Below are 24,696 nucleotides of genomic sequence, written 5' to 3'. Positions count from 1 at the left end.
ATGGGAAAGACCTTAACAGAGCATTTACAAAAGCTGAAAGACCAGCAGCAAGGAATCTTTGTTCCTTATATTATGGCAGGAGATCATGAAAAAGGCTTAGCAGGTTTGCAGGAAACCATCCAATTTTTGGAGGAGCTTGGTGTCTCAGCTATTGAGGTTGGCATTCCTTTTTCAGATCCGGTGGCAGATGGCCCTGTGATTGAAGAGGCGGGGCTACGAAGTTTAGCCCATGGGACGACAACAGAGGAACTGGTGCAAACGATCCAGCGTCTGGAGACAAGTGTTCCTTTGGTCATCATGACCTATTTCAACCTCTTGTTCCAATATGGGCTCGAAAACTTCTTTAGAGATGTAGAAGGAACAGCGGTCAAGGGAGTGATTATTCCGGATCTTCCTCATGAGCATGCGGATCTGGTAGAGCCTCTATTAGTGGATAAAGACATCGCTTTGGTGCCGCTAGTGAGCTTAACCACAGGAATCGAGCGCCAGAAGAAATTGATCCAAGATGCAGAAGGATTTATCTATGCCGTTGCCGTCAATGGAGTGACGGGGAAAGCTGGTAGCTATCGAGATGATTTGGATCACCACTTGGCCCAATTACATGAAATAGCGTCTATTCCTGTTTTAACAGGTTTTGGAGTTTCCAGCATGGAGGATGTTCACCGTTTCAACAAGGTCTCAGATGGGGTTATTGTGGGGTCCAAAATCGTTAAGGCTCTCCACCAAGGGGAGACAGACGCCATTGCTCGTTTTATTTCTCAAGCAGTGAAGGGTTAGAAGCTTCATTCCATTCATCATCAGCTTGATTCTCCTAGATCAAGCTCTTTGTCTACTATTTTAAACATTCCCCTCGTTGGTCTTTACAAACGAGGCTTTCTCGTTACAATAGAGGTAGTAACAAGAAAAGAGGAGAAGAGAATGATAAGCCTTGAAGAGATTGATCAAGTCATCCAGTCAGGTCCTTTTGAACCCACCTGGGACTCTCTTAGCCATCAAGTCTGTCCGGATTGGTATCGGGATGCCAAATTTGGAATGTTTATCCACTGGGGTGTCTACAGTGTACCTGCCTTTGGTTCAGAATGGTATTCGCGAAATATGTATATACAAGGGAATCCTTGTTATGACTATCATCGAGAGCATTTTGGAGACCAGGCCGGCTTTGGCTACAAGGATCTCATTCCTCTTTTTACAGCCGATCGCTTTGATCCGGCATCTTGGCTAGATCTCTTTCAAAAAGCGGGAGCCCAGTATCTTTTTCCAGTTGCGGAGCACCACGATGGTTTTCAGATGTATGCCTCTACTCTCTCGCCTTATAATAGCTTAGAAATGGGGCCGAGACGAGATGTCTTAGGAGAGCTGAGGGAGGAAGCAGAAAAACGTGGTCTGCACTTTTGTACGTCTTCTCACCGGGCAGAACACCAGTTTTTCTTTTCACATGGCAAGGAATTCACTAGTGACATTCCGCAAGAAGTCCCAAGAGACAGCCTTTATTGGCCAGCGGAGCCAGAGCCCAAGGATCATTTTGATCTGACTTCTAAGCCTTATCCAAGTAAAGAATTCTTGGAAGATTGGCTGTTGCGAACCTGTGAACTGGTGCGGGACTACCAACCAGAGCTCCTATATTTTGACTGGTGGATCCAGCATGAGAGTTTCCGTCCCTACTTGATGCGCTTTTTGGCTTATTATTACAATCTAGCAGCACAAGAGGATCGCAAGGTGGCTGTTTGTTACAAACAGGACGCCCTCCCTTTCGGTTCAGGAATCGTTGAGATGGAGCGGGGAGGATACGGAGAGACGCAAGCCTTTCCGTGGCAAATGGATACCGCGATCGCCCGTAATTCTTGGTGTTATACCCAGGATCTAGCCTACAAGACCAGTAAGGAATTGCTACAAAATTTAGTTGATGTTGTGGCCAAAAATGGCAATCTTCTGCTCAATATTGGACCCAAAGCAGATGGCACGATCCCTGAGCAAGACCAAGACATCCTCACAGAGATCGGGGACTGGCTGGCGGTAAATGGAGAAGCCATTTATCAGAGTCGGCCTTGGCGGGTGTCATCAGACGGACCGACCGAGGCCCAGGAAGGTTCCTTTTCAGACGGGCAAGCGCCACTCTATACCAACCAAGATTTCCGCTATACCATGCGTGATGGCTTTCTTTATGCCATCCAGCTGGAACCAAGTGGAAGGGCAGAAGAGCTGACCTTGCCATCTCTCGCCTATGATCTCAAGCAACCGAGAATTCTTCATGCGCGCATTCAAAAGCTAGAGCTCCTTGGAGAAAGCCAGCCCCTTTCTTGGAGCCAAGATGAGACAGGGCTTCATCTTCAGTTACCAGCTTGCAGCAAAAAACAACCGCGTGTTTTACGCCTCAGCTTTTAGTTTTCTTGAAGCTTTCTATAAGGAATCGTTTAGGTTTCTCTTGTATACTGTACTCATCCAATAAGAAATGAGGTACAGAAAATGAAAATCTCAGTTAATTATCCAAAACGCTTTAAGAAATTGCCACAACAAGGTTCTTGTTACGGCGAATAAACACTTCTCTTCATTTTTCATAAGAAACTCCTAAAGAAGGCTCTACCCGAAAGGGTAGAGTTTTTATGTACCAGAGACCTTGTGATTCGTGGTATAATAGGCCTATGGAAAAAAAGAATAAATTACTACTCATCGACGGGTCTTCCGTCGCTTTTCGTGCCTTTTTCGCACTCTATAATCAAATTGATCGCTTCAAAAATGCCAATGGTTTGCATACCAATGCGGTTTATGGCTTTAACCTCATGTTGAGCCATCTCTTGGAGCGCATCCAACCGACCCATGTCCTCGTTGCTTTTGATGCAGGAAAGACGACCTTTCGGACGGAGATGTATGCCGACTACAAAGGGGGCCGTGCAAAAACTCCAGATGAGTTCCGTGAGCAGTTTCCTTTCATTCGTGAGCAATTAGATCATTTGGGAATCCGCCATTATGAGCTGGCCCAGTATGAAGCGGATGATATTATTGGAACGCTAGATAAGATGGCAGAAACTACCTCGGTGCCATTTGATGTGACCATTGTCTCTGGGGACAAGGATTTGATCCAGCTGACAGATGACAATACGGTAGTTGAAATCTCTAAAAAAGGGGTAGCGGAGTTTGAGGAATTCACTCCAGCCTATCTGAAAGAAAAGATGGGGCTGACACCAGAGCAATTTATCGACCTCAAGGCCTTGATGGGAGATAAGTCGGATAATATCCCAGGTGTCACCAAAATCGGAGAAAAGACCGGGATCAAACTACTCCTAGAGTACGGGTCTCTCGATGGTATTTACGAGCATATCGACGAGATGAAGGCTTCTAAGATGAAGGAAAACCTCATCAACGACAAGGAGCAGGCCTACCTATCCAAGACTCTTGCGACCATCGAGACCGATGCACCTATTGAAATTGGCCTGGACGATATCACCTATACGGGCCCTCATCTAGAAAATCTCGCCAAGTTTTATGAGGAGATGGGCTTCAAGCAACTCCGTCAGGCCTTGGATCTCAGTGGAGAAGAAGCGGCTCCTGTAGCTATTGACTATACAGAAGTCGAGCAAGTCACTTCAGATATGCTCACGGAAGATAGTTTCTTCCATTTTGAGATTTTTGGGGACAATTACCATACGGAACCCATCATCGGTTTTGCATGGGGGACCGAAGGTCAGCTCTACGCGAGTACAGATACTGGTCTTTTACAAACACCGATTTTCAAAGAATTTCTCGAAAAAACGCCCCTCAAGGTCTATGACTTCAAGCGGGCTAAGGTCTTGCTCAGCCACTTGGGCATTACCCTTCAAAATCCCGCGTTTGACAGTCGATTGGCCAAGTATCTCTTGTCGACCGTAGAGGACAATGAAATTTCAACCATTTCGAGTCTCTATAGTCAGATTGCGCTACCGCTGGACGAAGTCGTTTATGGCAAGGGAGCCAAAAAAGCTATCCCAGAAAAGGCAGTCCTATTAGAGCATTTGGCACGGAAAGTCGCTGTTCTACTGGATACCGAAGAGCCTATGATGGAGCAGTTGCAAGCCCATGACCAGCTAGGTTTGCTCTATGATATGGAGCAACCACTAGCAGCTGTTTTGGCCAAGATGGAAATCGCGGGGATCAAGGTAGAGCGCCAGACCCTAGAAGATATGCAGGTGGAAAACGAAGTAGTCTTGGAACGTTTGACCCAAGAAATCTACGAGCTTGCAGGAGAAGAGTTCAACATCAATTCTCCAAAACAATTGGGCGCCATCCTCTTTGAAAAATTGGAACTCCCTCTTGAATATACTAAGAAGACCAAAACCGGCTATTCAACAGCTGTTGATGTCTTGGAACGCCTGGCTCCAATTGCACCGATCGTGTCTAAGATTCTTGAATACCGCCAAATTGCTAAGATCCAGTCGACCTATGTCATCGGTCTTCAAGATTGGATTTTGGAAGATGGGAAGATCCATACCCGCTATGTACAGGATTTGACGCAGACAGGCCGTTTGTCCAGTGTGGATCCCAACCTGCAAAACATTCCTGTCCGTTTGGAGCAAGGCCGTCTCATCCGCAAGGCCTTTGTCCCAGAAGAGAAAAACAGTGTCTTGTTGAGTTCGGACTATTCACAAATAGAATTGCGTGTCTTGGCCCATATTTCGGGAGATGAGCATTTGATTGACGCCTTTAAACATGGGGCAGATATCCATACATCGACTGCTATGCGAGTTTTCAATATTGAAAAACCAGAAGATGTGACGCCGAACGACCGTCGCAATGCAAAAGCAGTAAACTTCGGTGTGGTTTATGGAATTTCCGACTTTGGACTGTCTAATAACCTAGGGATCAGTCGAAAAGAAGCCAAGGCCTACATTGAGACCTACTTCGAACGCTACCCTGGCATCAAGGACTATATGGAGAGAGTGGTACGGGAAGCGCGTGATAAAGGCTATGTGGAGACCCTCTTCAAGCGTCGTCGGGAGATTCCAGATATCAATTCTCGCAACTTCAATGTTCGAGGCTTTGCGGAGCGGACGGCTATCAACTCACCAATCCAAGGATCTGCAGCAGATATCTTGAAAATTGCCATGATCCACTTGGACCAAGCGCTAGAAGCAGGAGCATACAAGACCAAGATGCTTCTTCAGGTGCACGATGAAATCGTTCTGCAAGTACCAAGTGATGAACTGGCAGCGATCAAAGAACTCGTCAAAGAGACCATGGAATCCGCTATTGAACTTGCAGTACCACTGGAAGCTGATGAGAACGAAGGCAAAACATGGTATGAAGCCAAATAAAATGGAAGTCGTACAAGTACGTCCAGTACCATATAAATTCTTAAGACAAGAAACACAAAAAGGAGATTCTTATGGCTTATTCATTTCGCAATCCCAGTGATGGCATTATCAAACATTACCTAGAAACCAGCAAGATCATCGCTGTAGTTGGATTATCTGACCGTGAAGATACGACCAGTCATCGTGTCAGCAAGGAGATGCAAGAGCGGGGCTATCGGATTATTCCTGTCAACCCTCGTGCAGCTGGTGGCCAGATTCTTGGAGAAACGGTGTACGCTAGCTTGCAGGAGATTCCTTTCCCAGTAGATATCGTCGATGTATACCGTCGCAGTGAGTTTTTACCAGATGTGGCACGTGATTTTATTGAGACGGATGCGAAAATTTTCTGGGCACAATTGGAACTGGAAAATCAAGAAGCAGAAGAAATCCTTCGTGGAGCTGGACGAGAAGATATCGTCATGAACCGCTGTATCAAACGAGAACACACCCGACTGATCTTAGGAGACTCCCTATACGGTTTATAAATGATAAACAATTGACATAGAAGAAAACCCCAGCTTGCTGGGGTTTTCTTCTTACTCTTATTCAGTTTCATGGCTTGGATGGCCTGTAAAATGGCGCGGCCCTTGTTTGATCTGCTTGATTTGATCATAAAATGCAATTTGGCAGTTAATAAAGTAAGGCATGGTATAAAAGCCGATGACATCGCGCGTGAAGTAATTCAAGAAGTACCAACCAATCAAGGTTAGATCGAGCACCAAGCGATTGCTGCGGAACCCTTTCATAGTTTCACGACTTTGGCGAAGGACTCCAAAGGCTCCCTTGTAGTCGCCGTCTCGTAATTGCTCGTAGAGGATCAATTCGACCAAGCTGAGACTGTAGTATTGTGGCAGGTAAAAGAGGAGGCCGATCAGGCCAAGTACGACGCCAGCAGTCATCAGAGGCATTTGTTGCATGAGAGATTGAAATTCAGGACTGGAAGCACTCAGAGTGCTAGGGTTGCTCACCTTATCGTAGATCGCCAAAAATCGAATGCTGGCGTAGGTGCTGATGAGGCTCCCCGCATAGAGGATGAGTCCCCATAAAAAGAGAACGGCTTGCTTCAAGATCAAGGTAGCAAATACAGAGGTAAAGCGATCTTGTTTAAAAATATCTAACACGCGTGTTCGGTGTTCAATCTTGGGATTAATCGTATCTAAATAGCTAAAAGTCGCACCGACCACTAAAATGGAGATGACAAAGGAGACGACGGAAGGAAAGAGCTGCCGCTGGATCATGTAGATACTTGCTTGCTGCAAGGTCATGTCCGGTAGTAGATCGACCAGATCTTGCCCACTTAAGAGAAAGTTAGCAAGAATGGTCAACAGGACCGGAAGAGCAAAAAGGATAGCTAAGCCCGGTTGCTGGACTTGCATGGTACGTGCCCGAAGGCGAATCAATTTAAGGTTCATAGATGACACTCTCTTCATAGTAGTACTTTTTATTATAACATAAGTCCGTGACAGAGCCGGTAAAATTTGGTACAATCGTACAGGTGCTCACAGGAAAACTGTGACAGGAATAAGAAGGCTGGGACTGTTTTTCCCAGTACGGAGGTAACCATGACAGATTCACCGATTCAATATCGATTAATCAAAAAAGAAAAGCATACAGGTGCTCGTCTGGGAGAAATTATCACCCCTCACGGGACCTTCCCGACCCCAATGTTTATGCCTGTAGGGACTCAGGCAACCGTTAAGACCCAATCGCCAGAAGAACTCAAGGAAATGGGTTCCGGAATTATTTTGGCCAACACCTACCATCTCTGGTTTCGTCCCGGGGATGATCTAGTCGCAAAAGCAGGAGGACTGCACCAGTTCATGAACTGGGACCAGCCCATTTTGACAGATAGTGGAGGCTTCCAGGTCTATTCATTAGCGGATACCCGCAATATCACTGAAGAAGGGGTAACCTTTAAAAACCACCTCAACGGCTCGAAGATGTTCCTCTCTCCAGAAAAGGCCATCTCCATCCAAAACAATCTAGGAAGCGACATCATGATGTCCTTTGATGAATGCCCTCAGTTCTATCAGCCCTATGATTATGTGAAAAAATCAATTGAACGGACCAGTCGTTGGGCAGAACGTGGCCTGAAGGCTCACCGTCGTCCTCATGATCAAGGTCTTTTCGGGATTGTTCAAGGGGCTGGATTTGAAGACTTGCGCCGTCAGTCTGCCCAAGATCTGGTCAGTATGGACTTCCCAGGCTATTCCATCGGTGGCTTAGCTGTTGGGGAAAGCCATGAAGAGATGAATGCCGTACTTGATTTCACAACGCCGCTCTTACCAGAGAACAAGCCACGCTATCTCATGGGAGTGGGGGCTCCAGACAGTCTGATCGATGGGGTTATTCGTGGAGTGGACATGTTTGACTGTGTCTTGCCGACGCGGATTGCGCGAAATGGGACCTGTATGACCAGTCAAGGACGCCTGGTAGTGAAAAATGCGCAATTTGCAGAAGACTTTACACCGCTGGATCCTGAATGTGATTGCTACACTTGTAAGAATTACACTCGTGCTTATCTTCGCCACCTCCTCAAGGCAGATGAGACCTTCGGCATTCGCTTGACTAGCTACCACAACCTCTATTTCTTGATCAACCTCATGAAACAGGTCCGTCAAGCCATCGTGGATGACAATCTCTTAGAATTCCGTGAGCATTTCGTCGAAAAATATGGCTATAACAAGTCAGGGCGGAATTTCTAGAAATAGATAAATAGGAAGAAAAAAGACTACAGCCATCTGAGAATAATAGGAATAACTGCTAGACGCAGTGGTTGATTGGTATCTTTGTTCGCTTGTTAAGCTCCAAAGATAACCTAATCAACTGTGCGGGGGCGAGACGACGAACAAATTGGATATAAATTTGTTCTGTCTCGCTCCCTTTTTTCTATATAATAGCAACTTTTTTTGCGCTCTTTTCTTAACGAAAACACTTTCATTAAAAAAACGAAAAAAAACTTCTCAAATCCCTTGCATTGGGCCTTTGTTTGTGTTAAACTACTATGGTGCTGTGAAAAACAGCTATTAGCTTTGATGCAAGAGGTTGCGACACGCTCGGTTGCATTGCCACGCAACGCGCGTCGGTTTTCTTGTGGAGCTAGCCTATTATCTTAAATAGACGAAAAGGAGAAAAAGATGGCAAACAAAAAAATCCGTATCCGTTTGAAAGCGTACGAACACCGTACACTCGACACAGCGGCTGCAAAAATCGTAGAATCAGCTACTCGTACAGGTGCACAAGTTGCGGGTCCAATCCCACTTCCAACTGAGCGTAGCCTCTACACAATCATTCGTGCGACTCACAAATACAAAGATTCTCGCGAACAATTCGAAATGCGTACACACAAACGTTTGATCGACATCATCAACCCAACTCAAAAAACAGTTGACGCTTTGATGAAATTGGATCTTCCAAGTGGTGTAAACGTAGAAATCAAACTTTAATCTAAAGCTTGATCCAGAGCATAAAAAACGCTCGTTAAAAACTTTTTGAATAAAAAACTATAGAAAAGGAACTATTTTCTCATGACAAAAGGAATCTTAGGGAAAAAAGTGGGAATGACTCAAATCTTCACTGAAGCTGGCGAATTGATCCCTGTAACAGTTATCGAAGCAACTCCAAACGTTGTTCTTCAAGTTAAAACTGTTGAAACAGATGGTTACAACGCTATCCAAGTTGGTTTCGATGACAAACGCGAAGTATTGAGCAACAAACCTGCTAAAGGACATGTAGCAAAAGCTAACACGGCTCCTAAGCGCTTCATTCGTGAATTCAAAAACGTTGAAGGCTTGGAAGTTGGTGCTGAAATCACAGTTGACACTTTCGAAGCTGGAGACATTGTTGATGTAACTGGTACTTCTAAAGGTAAAGGTTTCCAAGGTGTTATCAAACGCCACGGACAATCACGTGGACCAATGGCTCACGGTTCTCGTTACCACCGTCGTCCAGGTTCTATGGGACCTGTTGCACCTAACCGCGTATTCAAAGGTAAAAACCTTGCAGGACGTATGGGTGGCGATCGTGTAACAATTCAAAACCTTGAAGTTGTACAAGTTGTTCCAGAAAAGAACGTTATCCTTATCAAAGGTAACGTACCAGGTGCTAAGAAATCTCTTATCACTATCAAGTCAGCAGTTAAAGCTGGTAAATAATAAGGAAAGGGGAATACAGTCAAAATGGCAAATGTAACATTATTCGACCAAACTGGTAAACAAGCGGGCGAAGTTGTTCTTAACGATGCGATCTTTGGTATCGAACCAAACCAAGCAGTTGTATTTGATGTGATCATCAGCCAACGTGCTAGCCTTCGTCAAGGAACTCACGCAGTTAAAAACCGTTCAGCCGTTTCAGGTGGCGGACGCAAACCATGGCGTCAAAAAGGAACTGGACGTGCTCGTCAAGGTTCTATCCGCTCTCCACAATGGCGTGGTGGTGGAATCGTCTTCGGACCAACTCCACGTAGCTATGCGTACAAACTTCCTCAAAAAGTTCGTCGCCTTGCACTTAAATCTGTTTACTCAGAAAAAGTTGCTGAAAACAAATTTGTAGCCGTTGATTCTCTTGAATTTACAGCTCCAAAAACTGCTGAATTTGCAAAAGTTCTTGCAGCTTTGAGCATCGATTCTAAAGTCCTTGTTATTCTTGAAGAAGGAAATGAATTCGCAGCTCTTTCAGCTCGTAACCTTCCAAACGTGAAAGTTGCGACTGCTACAACTGCAAGTGTTCTTGACATCGCAAATAGTGACAAACTTCTTGTTACTCAAGCAGCTATCTCTAAAATCGAGGAGGTTCTTGCATAATGAATTTGTATGATGTTATCAAAAAACCTGTTATCACTGAAAAGTCAATGGCTCAACTTGAAGCAGGCAAATATGTATTCGAAGTTGACACTCGCGCTCACAAACTTTTGATCAAACAAGCTGTTGAAGCTGCGTTTGAAGGTGTAAAAGTTGCGAATGTGAACACTGTAAACGTAAAACCTAAAGCAAAACGCGTTGGACGTTACACTGGTTTTACTTCAAAAACTAAAAAAGCTATCATCACGCTTGCAGCTGATTCTAAAGCAATCGAGTTGTTTGCTACTGAAGCTGAATAATCTAAGGAGGAAATATCGTGGGAATTCGTGTTTATAAACCAACAACAAACGGTCGCCGTAATATGACTTCTTTGGATTTCGCTGAAATCACAACAAACACACCTGAGAAAACTTTGCTTGTTTCTCTTAAAAACAAAGCAGGTCGTAACAACAACGGTCGTATCACTGTTCGTCACCAAGGTGGTGGACACAAACGTCATTACCGTTTGATCGATTTCAAACGTAACAAAGATGGAGTTGAAGCAGTCGTTAAAACGATCGAATACGATCCAAACCGCTCAGCTAACATCGCGCTTGTACACTACACTGACGGTGTGAAAGCTTACATCATTGCCCCTAAAGGTCTTGAAGTAGGTCAACGCATCGTATCAGGACCAGAAGCAGATATCAAAGTCGGAAATGCTCTTCCACTTGCTAACATCCCGGTTGGTACTTTGATCCACAACATCGAATTGAAACCTGGTAAAGGTGGAGAATTGGTACGTGCTGCTGGAGCTTCTGCTCAAGTATTGGGTTCTGAAGGTAAATATGTACTTGTTCGTCTTCAATCAGGCGAAGTTCGTATGATTCTTGGAACTTGCCGTGCTACAGTTGGTGTTGTCGGAAATGAACAACATGGACTTGTTAACCTTGGTAAAGCGGGACGTAACCGCTGGAAAGGTGTTCGCCCTACAGTTCGCGGTTCTGTAATGAACCCGAATGATCACCCACACGGTGGTGGTGAAGGTAAAGCACCAGTTGGACGTAAAGCGCCATCTACTCCTTGGGGTAAACCTGCGCTTGGTCTTAAAACTCGTAACAAGAAAGCGAAATCTGACAAACTTATCGTTCGTCGTCGCAACCAAAAATAATCATAAGCAACTAGCTTACACTTTCCGCCAGCTCGGTAGCGCTGCATAGCAGCGCAAGCCGCTGTGGTACTAAATTTTAAAGGAGAAAATTACAAAATGGGACGTAGTCTTAAAAAAGGACCTTTCGTCGATGAGCATTTGATGAAAAAAGTTGAAGCTCAAGCAAACGACGAAAAGAAAAAAGTAATTAAAACTTGGTCACGTCGTTCAACGATCTTCCCAAGTTTCATCGGATACACTATCGCAGTTTATGATGGACGTAAACATGTACCTGTTTACATCCAAGAAGACATGGTAGGTCACAAGCTTGGTGAATTTGCACCAACTCGTACTTACAAAGGTCACGCGGCAGACGACAAGAAGACACGTAGAAAATAAGGAGAACATAAATGGCAGAAATTACTTCAGCTAAAGCAATGGCTCGTACAGTGCGTGTTTCACCTCGTAAATCACGTCTTGTTCTTGACAACATCCGTGGTAAAAGCGTAGCCGATGCCATCGCTATTTTGACATTCACACCAAACAAAGCTGCAGGGATCATCCTTAAAGTGTTGAACTCAGCAGTAGCAAACGCTGAAAACAACTTTGGTTTGGAAAAAGCTAACTTGGTAGTATCTGAAGCATTCGCAAACGAAGGACCAACAATGAAACGTTTCCGTCCACGTGCGAAAGGTTCAGCTTCACCAATCAACAAACGTACAGCTCACATCACAGTAGCTGTTGCAGAAAAATAAGGAGGTAAACTCGTGGGTCAAAAAGTACATCCAATTGGTATGCGTGTTGGTATCATCCGTGATTGGGATGCCAAATGGTATGCTGAAAAAGAATACGCGGATTACCTTCATGAAGATCTTGCAATCCGTAAATTCATTCAAAAAGAATTGGCTGACGCAGCCGTTTCAACTATTGAAATCGAACGCGCAGTAAACAAAGTTAACGTTTCTCTTCACACTGCTAAACCAGGTATGGTTATTGGTAAAGGTGGAGCAAACGTTGATGCACTTCGTGCAGCTCTTAACAAATTGACTGGTAAACAAGTACACATCAACATCATTGAGATCAAACGTCCTGACTTGGATGCTCACCTTGTTGGTGAAGGAATCGCTCGTCAATTGGAACAACGTGTTGCTTTCCGTCGTGCACAAAAACAAGCGATCCAACGTGCTATGCGTGCTGGAGCTAAAGGAATCAAAACTCAAGTATCAGGTCGTTTGAACGGTGCAGATATTGCCCGTGCAGAAGGATACTCTGAAGGAACTGTTCCACTCCACACACTTCGCGCTGATATCGATTACGCTTGGGAAGAAGCAGACACTACTTACGGTAAACTTGGTGTTAAAGTATGGATCTACCGTGGTGAAGTTCTTCCAGCTCGTAAAGACGCTAAAGGAGGTAAATAACCAATGTTAGTACCTAAACGTGTAAAACACCGTCGCGAATTCCGTGGTAAAATGCGCGGTGAAGCAAAAGGTGGAAAAGAAGTAGCATTCGGTGAATACGGTCTTCAAGCTACAACTAGCCACTGGATCACAAACCGTCAAATCGAAGCTGCTCGTATCGCCATGACTCGTTACATGAAACGTGGTGGTAAAGTTTGGATTAAGATTTTCCCACACAAATCATACACCGCTAAAGCTATCGGGGTACGTATGGGATCTGGTAAAGGGGCTCCTGAAGGTTGGGTAGCACCAGTTAAACGTGGTAAAGTGATGTTCGAAATTGCTGGTGTATCTGAAGAGATCGCACGCGAAGCGCTTCGTCTTGCTAGCCACAAATTGCCAGTTAAAACTAAATTTGTGAAACGTGAAGCAGAATAAGGAGAGGTCATGAAACTTACAGAAGTAAAAGAATTTGTTAAAGAACTTCGTGGTCTTTCTCAAGAAGAACTCGCGAAGCGTGAAAATGAATTGAAGAAAGAATTGTTTGAACTTCGTTTCCAAGCGGCTGCTGGTCAATTGGAACAAACTGGACGTTTGAAAGAAGTGAAAAAACAAATCGCTCGTATCAAAACTGTTCAATCAGAAGCTAAATAATAGACTAGGGAAGGAGAATTTCAATGGAACGCAATAATCGTAAAGTTCTTGTTGGACGCGTTGTGTCTGACAAAATGGACAAAACAATCACAGTTGTAGTTGAAACTAAACGTAACCACCCAGTCTATGGTAAACGTATCAACTATTCTAAAAAATACAAAGCTCATGATGAAAACAATGTTGCTAAAGAAGGCGATATCGTTCGTATCATGGAAACTCGTCCGCTTTCAGCTACAAAACGCTTCCGTCTTGTAGAAGTCGTTGAAGAAGCGGTCATCATCTAATCATACCTGAAAGGAGAAAACGTAAATGATTCAAACAGAAACTCGTTTGAAAGTCGCTGACAACAGTGGCGCACGCGAAATCTTGACAATCAAAGTTCTTGGTGGTTCAAAACGTAAATTCGCGAGCATCGGTGATGTAATCGTTGCATCAGTAAAACAAGCTACTCCTGGTGGTGCGGTTAAGAAAGGTGACGTTGTAAAAGCTGTTATCGTTCGTACTAAATCAGGTGCTCGTCGTAAAGATGGTTCATACATCAAATTCGACGAAAATGCAGCAGTAATCATCCGTGACGACAAAACTCCTCGCGGAACTCGTATCTTTGGCCCAGTTGCACGTGAATTGCGTGACGGTGGTTTCATGAAGATCGTGTCACTTGCTCCAGAAGTACTTTAATCAATAAAAAAACAAACACAGTCCCCTGGCATAAGCCAGGGTGCCCATCGGGCGTAAGAATAAAAGGAGAATAAAATGTTTGTAAAAAAAGGCGACAAAGTTCGCGTAATCGCTGGTAAAGACAAAGGCGTAGAAGCTGTTGTTCTTACTGCTCTTCCAAAAGTAAATAAAGTTGTTGTAGAAGGTGTAAACATCATCAAGAAACACCAACGTCCAAATAACGAAAACCCTCAAGGTGCAATCGTTGAAAAAGAAGCTCCAATCCATGCTTCTAACGTTCAAGTTTTGGACAAAAACGGTGTTGCTGGACGTGTTGGCTACAAATTTGTAGACGGCAAAAAAGTTCGCTACAACAAAAAATCAGGCGAAGTGCTTGACTAATCACGAAGGAAAGGAGAAGTATAATGGCTAATCGTTTAAAAGAAAAATACCTTAATGAAGTAGTACCATCATTGACTGAACAGTTCAACTATTCATCAGTTATGGCTGTGCCAAAAGTTGATAAAATCGTTTTGAACATGGGTGTTGGTGATGCAGTATCAAATGCTAAAAACCTTGAAAAAGCTGCTGAAGAGCTTGCTTTGATCTCAGGTCAAAAACCATTGATCACTAAGGCTAAAAAATCAATCGCCGGCTTCCGTCTTCGTGAAGGTGTTGCGATCGGTGCAAAAGTTACCCTTCGTGGTGAACGTATGTACGAATTCTTGGATAAATTGGTAACAGTTTCACTTCCACGTGTACGTGACTTCCATGGTGTTCCAACTAAATCATTTGATGGACGCGGAAACTACACACTTGGTGTGAAAGAACAATTGATCTTCCCAGAAATCAACTTTGATGATGTTGATAAAACTCGTGGTTTGGATATCGTAATCGTAACTACAGCGAACACAGACGAAGAATCACGTGCATTGCTTACTGGCCTCGGAATGCCGTTTGCAAAATAATATAGGAGGTAAAACTAATGGCTAAAAAATCTATGATTGCTAAGAACAAACGCCCAGCGAAGTTCTCTACTCAAGCATACACTCGCTGTGAACGTTGTGGACGTCCACACTCAGTTTACCGCAAGTTTAAACTTTGCCGTGTTTGCTTCCGTGAATTGGCATACAAAGGTCAAATCCCAGGTGTTACAAAAGCATCTTGGTAATTTAAGATATCAAGGGCGTTAAAACTCCAAGTGAAAATAGGAAACTTGACGAAGAAACTTTAGTTTCTAGGAAAGTTTATCTTTTTCACACAGAGTTTAGCCCGGGTTCAGTTGGGCTTGCCAATTTGAACACGAGCTACAGCTTTGGCAAAAAAGACCAATTTTCTTTGGAGCATCGCTCCTGCATCAAATTGCCTATTTTTGCTCTCGCTGTTACGCTCTCTGTATCATGTATTAACTAGCAAGTGCAACTTGCAAACTACTAGTAAGAGGAGAAATTATAATGGTTATGACTGACCCAATCGCAGACTTCCTTACACGTATTCGTAACGCTAACCAAGCTAAACACGAAGTACTTGAAGTGCCTGCATCAAACATCAAAAAAGGGATTGCTGAAATCCTTAAACGCGAAGGTTTTGTAAAAAACGTTGAATTCATCGAAGATGACAAACAAGGCATCATCCGTGTATTCTTGAAATACGGACAAAACGGTGAAAAAGTTATCACAAACTTGAAACGTGTATCTAAACCAGGTTTGCGTGTTTACAAAAAACGTGAAGATCTTCCAAAAGTTCTTAACGGACTTGGAATTGCTATCCTTTCAACTTCTGAAGGTTTGCTTACTGATAAAGAAGCACGCCAAAAGAACGTTGGTGGGGAAGTTATCGCTTACGTTTGGTAATATTTAGCTCCCAATTTCGTTGTGACTCTTCGTTATTGTCTCTTGCCTAACCCAAAGTTATGTCTGCGAGACAATGCCTCGATTCACTTAGAAATTGAGACCTAAACATTAACTTTTAAATCAGAAAGATTTAAACCCCGTGAAAACTGGCCCGCAAAGGCCTGACAATTTAACAGGAGAATAAAAAACATGTCACGTATTGGTAATAAAGTTATCGTGTTGCCTGCTGGTGTTGAAATCACTAACAATGACAACGTTGTAACTGTAAAAGGACCTAAAGGAGAACTTACTCGTGAGTTCTCAAAAGATATTGAAATCCGTGTGGAAGGTACTGAAGTAACACTTCACCGTCCAAACGATTCAAAAGAAATGAAAACAATCCACGGAACAACTCGTGCCCTTTTGAATAACATGGTTACTGGTGTATCAGAAGGATTCAAGAAAGAACTTGAAATGCGCGGGGTTGGATACCGTGCACAACTTCAAGGATCAAAACTTGTTTTGGCTGTTGGTAAATCACACCCAGACGAAGTTGAAGCTCCAGAAGGAATTACTTTTGAACTTCCAAACCCAACAACAATCGTTGTTAGCGGAATTTCAAAAGAAGTAGTTGGTCAAACAGCTGCTTATGTACGTAGCCTTCGTTCACCTGAACCATACAAAGGTAAAGGGATCCGTTATGTTGGTGAATACGTTCGCCGCAAAGAAGGTAAAACAGGTAAATAATGTAGTTTGGTTGTTTTTCAACCAACCTTCATCTTACCAACTCAGTGCTTAGCACATGATTTTAAAATTAAGAGGTGAAAATTGTGATTTCGAAACCAGATAAAAACAAAATCCGTCAAAAACGCCACCGTCGCGTTCGCGGAAAACTCTCTGGAACTGCTGATCGCCCACGTTTGAACGTATTCCGTTCTAATACAGGCATCTACGCTCAAGTAATTGATGACGTAGCGGGTGTAACGCTCGCAAGCGCTTCAACTCTTGACAAAGAAGTTTCAAAAGGAACTAAAACTGAACAAGCCGTTGTTGTCGGCAAACTTGTTGCTGAACGTGCAGTTGCTAAAGGTATTTCTGAAGTGGTGTTCGACCGCGGTGGATATCTATATCACGGACGTGTTAAAGCTTTGGCTGATGCAGCTCGTGAAAACGGATTGAAATTCTAATAGGAGGACACTAGAAAATGGCATTTAAAGATAATGCAGTTGAACTTGAAGAACGCGTAGTTGCCATCAACCGTGTAACAAAAGTTGTTAAAGGTGGACGTCGTCTTCGTTTTGCAGCTCTTGTAGTTGTTGGTGACCGTAATGGCCGTGTTGGATTTGGTACTGGTAAAGCTCAAGAAGTTCCAGAAGCAATCCGTAAGGCTGTTGAAGATGCTAAGAAAAACTTGATCGAAGTTCCTATGGTTGGAACAACAATTCCACACGAAGTAAAATCAGTATTTGGTGGAGCTCGTGTATTGTTGAAACCAGCTATTGAAGGGGCTGGGGTTGCTGCAGGTGGAGCAGTTCGTGCCGTTGTCGAATTGGCAGGTATTGCAGATGTTACATCTAAATCACTTGGATCAAACACTCCAATCAACATCGTTCGTGCAACTGTTAACGGTTTAGCACAATTGAAACGCGCTGATGAAGTTGCTGCCCTTCGTGGTATTTCAGTTTCTGACTTGGCTTAAGAAAGGAGATTCAAATGGCTCAAATTAAAATTACTTTGACTAAGTCTCCAATCGGACGCATCCCGTCACAACGTAAAACTGTTGTAGCACTTGGACTTGGCAAATTGAACAGCTCTGTTATTAAAGAAGATAACCCAGCAGTACGTGGTATGATCACTGCTGTATCTCACTTGGTAACAGTTGAAGAAGTAAAATAATCTATTTAAGATAGAAACAAAGTTTTCAGGGGTATGAGAGGTTCTCATCCCCTAAAACTAAATATAAGTATAGGCGAGTTTGTAGTTAGGACACCTTTTCCTGATTACATGCGTTAGCAATTTACAAAAGAGGAGAAAATAAATAATGAAACTTCATGAATTACAACCTGCTACAGGTTCACGTAAAGTCCGCAACCGTGTTGGTCGTGGTACTTCATCTGGTAATGGTAAAACTTCTGGCCGTGGTCAAAAAGGTCAAAAAGCTCGTAGCGGTGGCGGTGTACGTCTTGGTTTTGAAGGTGGACAAACTCCATTGTTCCGTCGTCTTCCAAAACGTGGATTTACAAACATCAACGCTAAAGAATATGCGATTGTAAACCTTGATCAGTTGAACGTCTTCGAAGATGGTGCGGAAGTAACACCAGTTGTACTTGTTGAAGCAGGTATTGTAAAAGCTGAAAAATCAGGTATCAAAATTCTTGGTAACGGAGAATTGACTAAGAAGTTGACTGTTAAAGCAGCTAAATTCTCTAAATCAGCTGAAGAAGCTATCACTGCTAAAGGTGGTTCAGTTGAAGTCATCTAAGTGAGGTGACCTATGTTTTTTAAATTATTAAAAGATGCATTTAAGGTGAAACAAGTACGGTCGAAGATTTTATTTACGATCTTCATCATTCTTGTTTTCCGCATTGGGACCACGATTACAGTGCCTGGTGTAAATGCGAAAATTCTGAACAACCTTCAAGATGTGTCCTTCTTGAACATGCTCAGTTTGGTTTCTGGGAATGCCATGAGGAACTTCTCAGTTTTCGCATTAGGGGTTAGCCCATACATTACAGCTTCGATCGTCGTGCAACTTTTGCAAATGGATCTGTTGCCTAAGTTTGTTGAATGGGGCAAACAAGGGGAAGTTGGTCGAAGAAAGCTCAACCAAGCAACACGCTATATTTCTTTGGTTCTAGCCTTTGTTCAATCCATCGGGATTACAGCAACCTTCCACACCTTGTCTCAGGCGAAATTAGTCGCAACTCCAAACACCAAGACCTATCTATTAATCGGTGCGATTCTGACGACCGGTTCCATGATTGTGACTTGGCTTGGAGAACAAATCACAGATAAAGGCTACGGTAATGGTGTTTCAATGATTATCTTTGCAGGGATTGTGTCATCAATTCCTGAGATGATCAAAGAAATCTATGAAAATGCATTTGTGAACGTTCGTTCTGGTCAAATGACCAATTCCCTCATTTTTGTTGGGGTATTAATCCTTGCAGTCTTGGTTATTGTTTACTTTACAACCTTTGTAGAGCAAGCACAATACAAGATTCCAATCCAATATACAAAGATTGCACAAGGAGCTCCATCAAGTTCTTACCTTCCTTTGAAAGTAAACCCAGCAGGAGTTATTCCTGTCATCTTCGCTAGTTCGATTACAGCAGCGCCTGCTGCAATTTTCCAGGTGATTAGCGCTATGGGTTACAATGCAGGATGGGTGAAAACAGCTCAAGCCATGTTGGCTACAAACACACCAACTGGTGTGGCAATGTATGCCTTACTGATCATTCTCTTCACCTTCTTCTACACGTTTGTTCAGATCAATCCTGAAAAAACGGCAGAAAACCTTCAAAAGAGTGGTGCCTATATCCCAGGCGTCCGCCCTGGTAAGGGGACAGAAGAGTTTATGTCTCGTTTGCTACGTCGTTTAGCAAGTGTCGGATCAGTATTCCTTGGCTTTATTACCATCATTCCAATCCTAGCTCGAGATTTATTTGGTTTGACAGATGCAGTTGCTCTTGGAGGAACTAGTTTGTTAATCATTATTTCAACAGGTATTGAGGGAATGAAACAATTAGAAGGCTACTTATTAAAACGTAAGTATGTCGGATTTATGGACACAACAACAGAATAGAATAAGGTTGACTTTGTCAGCCTTCTATTTTGTTTTTAAATGGAAATAGGAATTCGCTCCTGCTTCCATTTAAAAACAAAATAAGGAGAATTCATCATGAATCTTTTAATTATGGGGTTGCCTGGAGCAGGTAAAGGAACTCAAGCAGCTAAAATCGTTGAAGAGTTTCACGTAGCGCACATCTCCACTGGAGATATGTTCCGCGCAGCGATGGCTAATCAAACTGAAATGGGTGTACTTGCAAAATCATACATTGATAAAGGTGAGTTGGTACCAGATGAAGTAACCAATGGAATTGTGAAAGAACGCCTTGCTCAAGATGATATTAAAGAAACAGGTTTCCTTTTGGATGGCTACCCACGTACAATTGAACAAGCTCATGCCTTGGATCAAACTTTGTCAGATCTTGGTATCACATTAGAAGGTGTTATCAATATTGAAGTTAACCCAGAAAGTTTGTTAGAACGTTTGAGTGGTCGTTTCATCTGCCGTACTTGTGGCGCAACTTACCACAAAGTATTTAATCCTACAAAAGTTGAAGGAACTTGTGATAACTGTCAAGGTCATGATTTCTACCAACGTGAAGATGACAAACCAGAAACGGTTAAACGTCGTTTGGACGTCAATATTGCACAAGGAGAACCAATCATTGAATTTTATCGTTCAAAAGGACTCGTACATGACATCCAAGGGAACCAAGATATCAATGATGTATTTTCAGACATTGAAAAAGTCTTGTCAAATTTGAAATAAAAGCGTTTTTCATGCTTGCAATATTGGACAACTAGTGTTACAATTAGTTAGTCTGACTTATAATTGTTACCTCTGTGCTCAGAGGAATGAATCGAAATTTATGGAGGTACTTTTGCGTGGCAAAAGACGATGTGATTGAAGTAGAAGGCAAAGTAGTCGATACAATGCCGAATGCTATGTTTACGGTTGAACTTGAAAATGGACATCAGATTTTAGCAACAGTTTCTGGTAAAATTCGTAAAAACTATATTCGTATTTTAGCGGGAGATCGTGTTACAGTGGAGATGAGTCCGTACGATTTGACACGTGGACGTATCACATACCGCTTTAAATAATCGAAAAACTTGGAGGGATAAAAATGAAAGTAAGACCATCGGTCAAACCAATTTGCGAATACTGTAAAGTAATTCGTCGTAATGGTCGTGTTATGGTAATTTGCCCAGCAAATCCAAAACACAAACAACGTCAAGGATAAGATAGAAAGGAGAAAACATGGCTCGTATTGCTGGAGTTGACATTCCAAATGACAAACGTGTAGTAATTTCATTGACTTATGTGTACGGTATCGGACTTCCAACATCTAAGAAAATCCTTGCTGCTGCAGGCGTTTCTGAAGATATTCGTGTTCGCGATCTTACACCAGATCAAGAAGATGCTATCCGTCGTGAAGTTGACGCAATCAAAGTTGAAGGTGACCTTCGTCGTGAAGTAAACTTGAACATCAAACGCTTGATGGAAATCGGTTCATACCGTGGTATCCGTCACCGTCGTGGACTTCCAGTTCGTGGACAAAACACTAAAAACAATGCTCGCACTCGTAAAGGTAAAGCTGTTGCGATTGCAGGTAAGAAAAAATAAAATAAAATAAGGAGGTAAAAATCTTGGCTAAACCAACACGTAAACGTCGTGTGAAAAAGAATATCGAATCTGGTATTGCTCATATTCACGCTACATTTAACAACACAATTGTTATGATTACTGATGTGCATGGTAACGCAATCGCTTGGTCATCTGCAGGTGCACTTGGATTTAAAGGTTCTCGTAAATCTACACCATTTGCTGCTCAAATGGCATCAGAAGCTGCTGCAAAAGCTGCTCAAGAACACGGACTTAAATCTGTTGAAGTAACTGTTAAAGGTCCTGGTTCAGGTCGTGAGTCTGCTATTCGTGCACTTGCTGCTGCTGGTCTTGAAGTAACTGCAATCCGCGATGTAACTCCTGTACCACACAATGGTGCTCGTCCTCCAAAACGTCGCCGTGTATAATCATCAACAATTACACAGCTTTTCGTTTAAGAGGGAGTATAGCAAATGATTGAGTTTGAAAAACCAAATATAACAAAAATTGATGAAAACAAAGATTATGGCGTGTTTGTCGTAGAACCACTTGAACGTGGCTATGGTACAACACTTGGAAACTCACTTCGTCGTGTACTTCTGGCTTCACTTCCAGGTGCAGCTGTCACTTCAATCAACATTGAAGGTGTACTCCACGAATTTGATACCGTTCCAGGAGTCCGTGAAGACGTTATGCAAATTATTCTTAACGTTAAAGGAATCGCCGTTAAATCTTACGTCCAAGACGAAAAGATTATTGAACTTGATGTAGAAGGACCTGCAGAAGTAACTGCTGGAGATATTCTTACTGATAGTGACATCGAAATTGTAAACCCTGATCATTATCTATTTACAATCGGAGAAGGAGCATCTTTGAAAGCAACGCTTACTGTAAACAGTGGACGTGGCTATGTTCCAGCTGATCAAAACAAAAAAGATGATGCACCAGTGGGAACACTTGCTGTAGATTCAATCTATACGCCAGTGACTAAAGTCAATTACCAAGTTGAACCAGCACGCGTTGGTAGCAACGATGGCTTTGACAAGCTAACCCTTGAAATTTTGACAAATGGGACAATCATTCCAGAAGATGCCTTAGGTTTGTCTGCTCGTATTTTGACAGAACACCTAAATCTATTCACAAACTTAACTGAAATTGCTATTGGAACAGATGTTATGAAGGAAGTGGATACAACTTCTGATGATCGCATTTTAGAACGTACGATCGAAGAATTAGATCTTTCAGTTCGTTCATATAACTGTTTGAAACGTGCTGGCATTAATACTGTTTACGATTTGACTGAAAAATCAGAAGCAGAAATGATGAAAGTTCGTAACTTGGGACGTAAGAGTCTTGAAGAAGTTAAAATCAAACTTGCCGACTTAGGCCTTGGGTTAAAAAACGATAAATAGAGGAGGAATACATGGCTTACCGTAAACTAGGACGCACTAGCTCACAACGTAAAGCGATGCTTCGCGATTTGACTACAGATCTTATCATCAATGAAGCAATTGTAACAACTGAAGCACGTGCGAAAGAAATCCGTAAATCAGTTGAAAAAATGATTACTTTGGGTAAACGTGGTGATTTGCATGCACGTCGTCAAGCTGCTGCATTCGTACGTAACGAAGTTGCATCACAAAACTTTGATGAAGAAACAGGTAAATACTCAGAAACAACTGCACTTCAAAAATTGTTCTCTGAATTAGCACCTCGTTATGCTGAGCGCAATGGTGGATATACTCGTATCCTTAAAACTGAACCACGTCGTGGTGATGCTGCGCCAATGGCTATCATCGAATTGGTATAATATCATCAATTTTGTTGAGTGTTATGATGATGGAATACACTGTTATTCTTAGTCTAGCTCTGGTCTACCGCTGGGGATTTTCCCCAGCGGGAACACTCATCATATTGAATGAATGGTAGACGCTTGTTTACGAAATTGCTTTAATTTAAAACAATTTCGTAAGCAGGCGTTTTGTCTTGCTTTTCATGAGTAGTCGAGAATAGCAAAAAATGATATAATGGAACCCAAATCTCCAATAGAAGAAAAAGGATTCAATGACAAAACAACAAGCAATTAAATTACTAAAAGAGAAGTACCTTAGTAATATGAAAGAGGATTCGGAACTCTTTGTCGGAGTTGAATTAGAGTTTCCGATTGTAGAAACAAATGGAAATAAAACAAATATAGAGGTGACGAAAAATCTTTTTCGAACCTTAGCTAACTTATCAGATTTTGAAGTCGAAAAAAAAGATGACGATCAAAATCCCATTCAATTAGTTCACTGCTATTCTAAAGATCGTATTCTATTCGAGTTGAGTTACAATACAATTGAATTTGCATTTGAGAGAGCTCGTTCTATAAATGAGGTAGCCAAACGTTTTGAGGACTATTTGAAGATTATTCAACCTATTTTGCAAGAAAATAATCACGAAATTCAAGGGCACGGAATTCATCCTCTGTGGCAAGAAAATGATAATAGCCCAGTGAAAATCGAACGATACAAGATGTTAATGGCTTTCCTTGCAATGAATGGTACAGGGATGAAGACACACTCCTATCCTTTGTACGGAGCATTTATATGCGGAAACCAGGTTCAATTGGATGTAAGGCGCGATAACTATCTTCGCATCATTAATGCATTTAATAAAATTGAAGCAGCAAAAGCATATTTGTTTTCTAACTCAGAATTTTCAGCAGAGGTTTGGGATACAAGAATTTCCAGAGATATTTTCTGGGAAGAATCCTTACATGGTTATTATAAGGAAAATGTAGGGGTTTATCCTAAGGACTACCAAAGCGAAGAAGAGTTTTTTAATAATCTCGCTAGAACGGCTATTTTTACGGCAACTAGAGAGGGCAAATCATATTATTTTAAACCAATTCGAGTGGAGGACTATCTAGATCAAAAAGAAATTACAGCCTATACGGCTGATGGAAATGAGAAAATCATTAACCCTGTGAAAGAAGATCTAAAACAACATCGAAGTTACCAATTTCAGGATTTAACTGCTCGTGGGACTGTGGAATTTAGAAGTGTTTGTACACAACCATTAGAAACCACCTTTGCCCCGATAGCCTTTGAGTTGGGCTTATTTGTACAGTTAGAAAAACTAGAAAGCTATTTAGAGTATTCTTTATTCTTTAAAAATGAAGAACAGGACTACAGAAAACTTAGAAAGAAATATTCAAAGAAAAATCTAAGTGAAAAGGAAAAAGAAGCGATACAATCCTTTTCAAAAGATCTTCTAGACATAGCTAAAGCAGGATTAACGAAAAGAGGTTACAGGGAAGAAAAATTTCTCATCATTAACAAAGAACTAGACTAATAGAAAAGCCTTATTACAGGCTTTTCTTTGTTGCTTTCAAAAAAACTTTCAAAAAAATAAAAAATTTTGTAAAAAAGTATTGACAGTAAGGGTAGGTCATGATATACTAATATAGTTGTCGCGCGAGAGCGACAAAGACCTTTGAAAACTGAACAAGACGAACCAATGTG

36 protein-coding genes are annotated in these 24,696 nt (G+C 42.2%); 35 read left to right on the top strand and 1 reads right to left on the bottom strand.

Features of this window, described 5'->3' with window-relative positions; genetic code table 11:
• From trpA to P5Y91_RS09165, 4 genes are all read left to right on the top strand, one after another.
• Positions 1 to 777, top strand: coding sequence for a tryptophan synthase subunit alpha (gene trpA / locus P5Y91_RS09180; protein WP_118398126.1), 777 nt, complete (start codon positions 1 to 3; stop codon positions 775 to 777).
• A gap of 141 nt (positions 778 to 918) precedes the next feature.
• Entirely contained in the window at positions 919 to 2,382 is a 1,464-nt protein-coding gene (locus P5Y91_RS09175) for an alpha-L-fucosidase (protein ID WP_118398123.1), read from the top strand.
• 257 nt (positions 2,383 to 2,639) lie between these two features.
• Positions 2,640 to 5,285 carry a DNA polymerase I gene (gene polA, locus P5Y91_RS09170; protein ID WP_118398120.1) on the top strand — a complete coding sequence of 882 codons (2,646 nt, stop codon included), beginning with the start codon at positions 2,640 to 2,642 and terminating at the stop codon, positions 5,283 to 5,285.
• Between the two features lie 71 nt (positions 5,286 to 5,356).
• Positions 5,357 to 5,809 carry a CoA-binding protein gene (locus tag P5Y91_RS09165; protein ID WP_021154247.1) on the top strand — a complete coding sequence of 151 codons (453 nt, stop codon included), beginning with the start codon at positions 5,357 to 5,359 and terminating at the stop codon, positions 5,807 to 5,809.
• A gap of 57 nt (positions 5,810 to 5,866) precedes the next feature.
• Here P5Y91_RS09165 and P5Y91_RS09160 read toward each other — a convergent pair whose 3' ends face one another.
• Positions 5,867 to 6,736, bottom strand: a complete 870-nt coding sequence (locus tag P5Y91_RS09160; RefSeq protein ID WP_003009579.1) for a DUF975 family protein — start codon at positions 6,734 to 6,736, stop codon at positions 5,867 to 5,869.
• A 150-nt stretch (positions 6,737 to 6,886) separates the two neighbouring features.
• Between P5Y91_RS09160 and tgt the strand changes: the two genes are divergently transcribed.
• From tgt to P5Y91_RS09005, 31 genes are all read left to right on the top strand, one after another.
• A complete protein-coding gene (tgt, locus tag P5Y91_RS09155; protein WP_277839325.1) occupies positions 6,887 to 8,029 on the top strand; it encodes a tRNA guanosine(34) transglycosylase Tgt in 1,143 nt (380 codons plus the stop codon).
• A gap of 432 nt (positions 8,030 to 8,461) precedes the next feature.
• Entirely contained in the window at positions 8,462 to 8,770 is a 309-nt protein-coding gene (gene rpsJ / locus P5Y91_RS09150) for a 30S ribosomal protein S10 (RefSeq protein WP_003009585.1), read from the top strand.
• Positions 8,771 to 8,851: 81 nt separating this feature from the next.
• The gene (gene rplC, locus P5Y91_RS09145) at positions 8,852 to 9,478 is read left to right on the top strand and encodes a 50S ribosomal protein L3 (RefSeq protein WP_003010846.1); all 627 of its coding nucleotides are present in this window, start codon (positions 8,852 to 8,854) and stop codon (positions 9,476 to 9,478) included.
• 24 nt (positions 9,479 to 9,502) lie between these two features.
• The gene (gene rplD / locus P5Y91_RS09140; protein ID WP_003009591.1) at positions 9,503 to 10,126 is read left to right on the top strand and encodes a 50S ribosomal protein L4; all 624 of its coding nucleotides are present in this window, start codon (positions 9,503 to 9,505) and stop codon (positions 10,124 to 10,126) included.
• Complete coding sequence (locus P5Y91_RS09135) at positions 10,126 to 10,422, top strand: 50S ribosomal protein L23 (protein WP_003009593.1); 297 nt, start codon at positions 10,126 to 10,128, stop codon at positions 10,420 to 10,422. Before rplD ends, P5Y91_RS09135 begins: the two co-directional genes overlap by 1 nt.
• Positions 10,423 to 10,439: 17 nt before the next feature.
• Positions 10,440 to 11,273, top strand: a complete 834-nt coding sequence (gene rplB, locus P5Y91_RS09130; protein ID WP_000512900.1) for a 50S ribosomal protein L2 — start codon at positions 10,440 to 10,442, stop codon at positions 11,271 to 11,273.
• A gap of 96 nt (positions 11,274 to 11,369) precedes the next feature.
• Positions 11,370 to 11,651, top strand: coding sequence for a 30S ribosomal protein S19 (gene rpsS / locus P5Y91_RS09125; protein ID WP_000533766.1), 282 nt, complete (start codon positions 11,370 to 11,372; stop codon positions 11,649 to 11,651).
• A gap of 11 nt (positions 11,652 to 11,662) precedes the next feature.
• A complete protein-coding gene (rplV, locus tag P5Y91_RS09120) occupies positions 11,663 to 12,007 on the top strand; it encodes a 50S ribosomal protein L22 (RefSeq protein ID WP_000818139.1) in 345 nt (114 codons plus the stop codon).
• Positions 12,008 to 12,019: 12 nt separating this feature from the next.
• Positions 12,020 to 12,673 (top strand): 30S ribosomal protein S3, encoded by a 654-nt coding sequence (gene rpsC, locus P5Y91_RS09115; RefSeq protein WP_003002336.1) that lies wholly within the window; start codon positions 12,020 to 12,022, stop codon positions 12,671 to 12,673.
• 3 nt (positions 12,674 to 12,676) lie between these two features.
• Positions 12,677 to 13,090: a 50S ribosomal protein L16 gene (rplP, locus tag P5Y91_RS09110; protein WP_000960947.1), complete on the top strand. Its 414-nt coding sequence runs from the start codon at positions 12,677 to 12,679 to the stop codon at positions 13,088 to 13,090.
• Positions 13,091 to 13,099: 9 nt separating this feature from the next.
• Positions 13,100 to 13,306 carry a 50S ribosomal protein L29 gene (gene rpmC / locus P5Y91_RS09105; protein ID WP_003002350.1) on the top strand — a complete coding sequence of 69 codons (207 nt, stop codon included), beginning with the start codon at positions 13,100 to 13,102 and terminating at the stop codon, positions 13,304 to 13,306.
• Between the two features lie 23 nt (positions 13,307 to 13,329).
• Positions 13,330 to 13,590, top strand: a complete 261-nt coding sequence (gene rpsQ / locus P5Y91_RS09100) for a 30S ribosomal protein S17 (protein WP_000440801.1) — start codon at positions 13,330 to 13,332, stop codon at positions 13,588 to 13,590.
• Between the two features lie 25 nt (positions 13,591 to 13,615).
• On the top strand, positions 13,616 to 13,984 hold the full coding sequence (rplN, locus tag P5Y91_RS09095; protein ID WP_003002384.1) for a 50S ribosomal protein L14: 369 nt from the start codon (positions 13,616 to 13,618) through the stop codon (positions 13,982 to 13,984).
• A gap of 75 nt (positions 13,985 to 14,059) precedes the next feature.
• On the top strand, positions 14,060 to 14,365 hold the full coding sequence (gene rplX / locus P5Y91_RS09090; protein ID WP_003002315.1) for a 50S ribosomal protein L24: 306 nt from the start codon (positions 14,060 to 14,062) through the stop codon (positions 14,363 to 14,365).
• Positions 14,366 to 14,388: 23 nt separating this feature from the next.
• A complete protein-coding gene (gene rplE / locus P5Y91_RS09085; RefSeq protein WP_003009606.1) occupies positions 14,389 to 14,931 on the top strand; it encodes a 50S ribosomal protein L5 in 543 nt (180 codons plus the stop codon).
• Positions 14,932 to 14,948: 17 nt separating this feature from the next.
• Positions 14,949 to 15,134 (top strand): type Z 30S ribosomal protein S14, encoded by a 186-nt coding sequence (locus P5Y91_RS09080; RefSeq protein ID WP_001085699.1) that lies wholly within the window; start codon positions 14,949 to 14,951, stop codon positions 15,132 to 15,134.
• A 283-nt stretch (positions 15,135 to 15,417) separates the two neighbouring features.
• A complete protein-coding gene (rpsH, locus tag P5Y91_RS09075) occupies positions 15,418 to 15,816 on the top strand; it encodes a 30S ribosomal protein S8 (RefSeq protein WP_003010897.1) in 399 nt (132 codons plus the stop codon).
• Between the two features lie 189 nt (positions 15,817 to 16,005).
• Positions 16,006 to 16,542 (top strand): 50S ribosomal protein L6, encoded by a 537-nt coding sequence (gene rplF, locus P5Y91_RS09070; RefSeq protein ID WP_003009612.1) that lies wholly within the window; start codon positions 16,006 to 16,008, stop codon positions 16,540 to 16,542.
• An 83-nt stretch (positions 16,543 to 16,625) separates the two neighbouring features.
• A complete protein-coding gene (gene rplR / locus P5Y91_RS09065; RefSeq protein ID WP_003010871.1) occupies positions 16,626 to 16,982 on the top strand; it encodes a 50S ribosomal protein L18 in 357 nt (118 codons plus the stop codon).
• A gap of 17 nt (positions 16,983 to 16,999) precedes the next feature.
• A complete protein-coding gene (gene rpsE / locus P5Y91_RS09060) occupies positions 17,000 to 17,494 on the top strand; it encodes a 30S ribosomal protein S5 (protein WP_118398117.1) in 495 nt (164 codons plus the stop codon).
• A gap of 14 nt (positions 17,495 to 17,508) precedes the next feature.
• Positions 17,509 to 17,691 carry a 50S ribosomal protein L30 gene (rpmD, locus tag P5Y91_RS09055; RefSeq protein WP_002894509.1) on the top strand — a complete coding sequence of 61 codons (183 nt, stop codon included), beginning with the start codon at positions 17,509 to 17,511 and terminating at the stop codon, positions 17,689 to 17,691.
• A 145-nt stretch (positions 17,692 to 17,836) separates the two neighbouring features.
• Positions 17,837 to 18,277, top strand: coding sequence for a 50S ribosomal protein L15 (gene rplO, locus P5Y91_RS09050; protein WP_118398114.1), 441 nt, complete (start codon positions 17,837 to 17,839; stop codon positions 18,275 to 18,277).
• A 12-nt stretch (positions 18,278 to 18,289) separates the two neighbouring features.
• Positions 18,290 to 19,600, top strand: coding sequence for a preprotein translocase subunit SecY (secY, locus tag P5Y91_RS09045; RefSeq protein WP_023920186.1), 1,311 nt, complete (start codon positions 18,290 to 18,292; stop codon positions 19,598 to 19,600).
• Between the two features lie 96 nt (positions 19,601 to 19,696).
• The gene (locus P5Y91_RS09040; RefSeq protein WP_003017039.1) at positions 19,697 to 20,353 is read left to right on the top strand and encodes an adenylate kinase; all 657 of its coding nucleotides are present in this window, start codon (positions 19,697 to 19,699) and stop codon (positions 20,351 to 20,353) included.
• A 116-nt stretch (positions 20,354 to 20,469) separates the two neighbouring features.
• Entirely contained in the window at positions 20,470 to 20,688 is a 219-nt protein-coding gene (infA, locus tag P5Y91_RS09035; RefSeq protein WP_001029883.1) for a translation initiation factor IF-1, read from the top strand.
• A gap of 23 nt (positions 20,689 to 20,711) precedes the next feature.
• Positions 20,712 to 20,828, top strand: coding sequence for a 50S ribosomal protein L36 (gene rpmJ, locus P5Y91_RS09030; RefSeq protein ID WP_001808836.1), 117 nt, complete (start codon positions 20,712 to 20,714; stop codon positions 20,826 to 20,828).
• Between the two features lie 17 nt (positions 20,829 to 20,845).
• On the top strand, positions 20,846 to 21,211 hold the full coding sequence (gene rpsM, locus P5Y91_RS09025; protein ID WP_003009631.1) for a 30S ribosomal protein S13: 366 nt from the start codon (positions 20,846 to 20,848) through the stop codon (positions 21,209 to 21,211).
• 23 nt (positions 21,212 to 21,234) lie between these two features.
• Positions 21,235 to 21,618 carry a 30S ribosomal protein S11 gene (gene rpsK, locus P5Y91_RS09020; protein WP_003002390.1) on the top strand — a complete coding sequence of 128 codons (384 nt, stop codon included), beginning with the start codon at positions 21,235 to 21,237 and terminating at the stop codon, positions 21,616 to 21,618.
• Positions 21,619 to 21,663: 45 nt separating this feature from the next.
• Positions 21,664 to 22,602 carry a DNA-directed RNA polymerase subunit alpha gene (locus tag P5Y91_RS09015; protein WP_277839324.1) on the top strand — a complete coding sequence of 313 codons (939 nt, stop codon included), beginning with the start codon at positions 21,664 to 21,666 and terminating at the stop codon, positions 22,600 to 22,602.
• 11 nt (positions 22,603 to 22,613) lie between these two features.
• Entirely contained in the window at positions 22,614 to 23,000 is a 387-nt protein-coding gene (gene rplQ / locus P5Y91_RS09010; protein ID WP_003002399.1) for a 50S ribosomal protein L17, read from the top strand.
• A 254-nt stretch (positions 23,001 to 23,254) separates the two neighbouring features.
• Positions 23,255 to 24,526 carry a glutamate-cysteine ligase family protein gene (locus tag P5Y91_RS09005; protein ID WP_118398111.1) on the top strand — a complete coding sequence of 424 codons (1,272 nt, stop codon included), beginning with the start codon at positions 23,255 to 23,257 and terminating at the stop codon, positions 24,524 to 24,526.
• The last annotated feature ends 170 nt before the right edge of the window (positions 24,527 to 24,696 follow it).

Source organism: Streptococcus taoyuanensis (genome assembly GCF_029589235.1).
In the GTDB taxonomy this organism is placed as follows: Bacteria; Bacillota; Bacilli; order Lactobacillales; family Streptococcaceae; genus Streptococcus; species Streptococcus taoyuanensis.
This window is presented reverse-complemented; position numbering and strand designations above follow the sequence as displayed.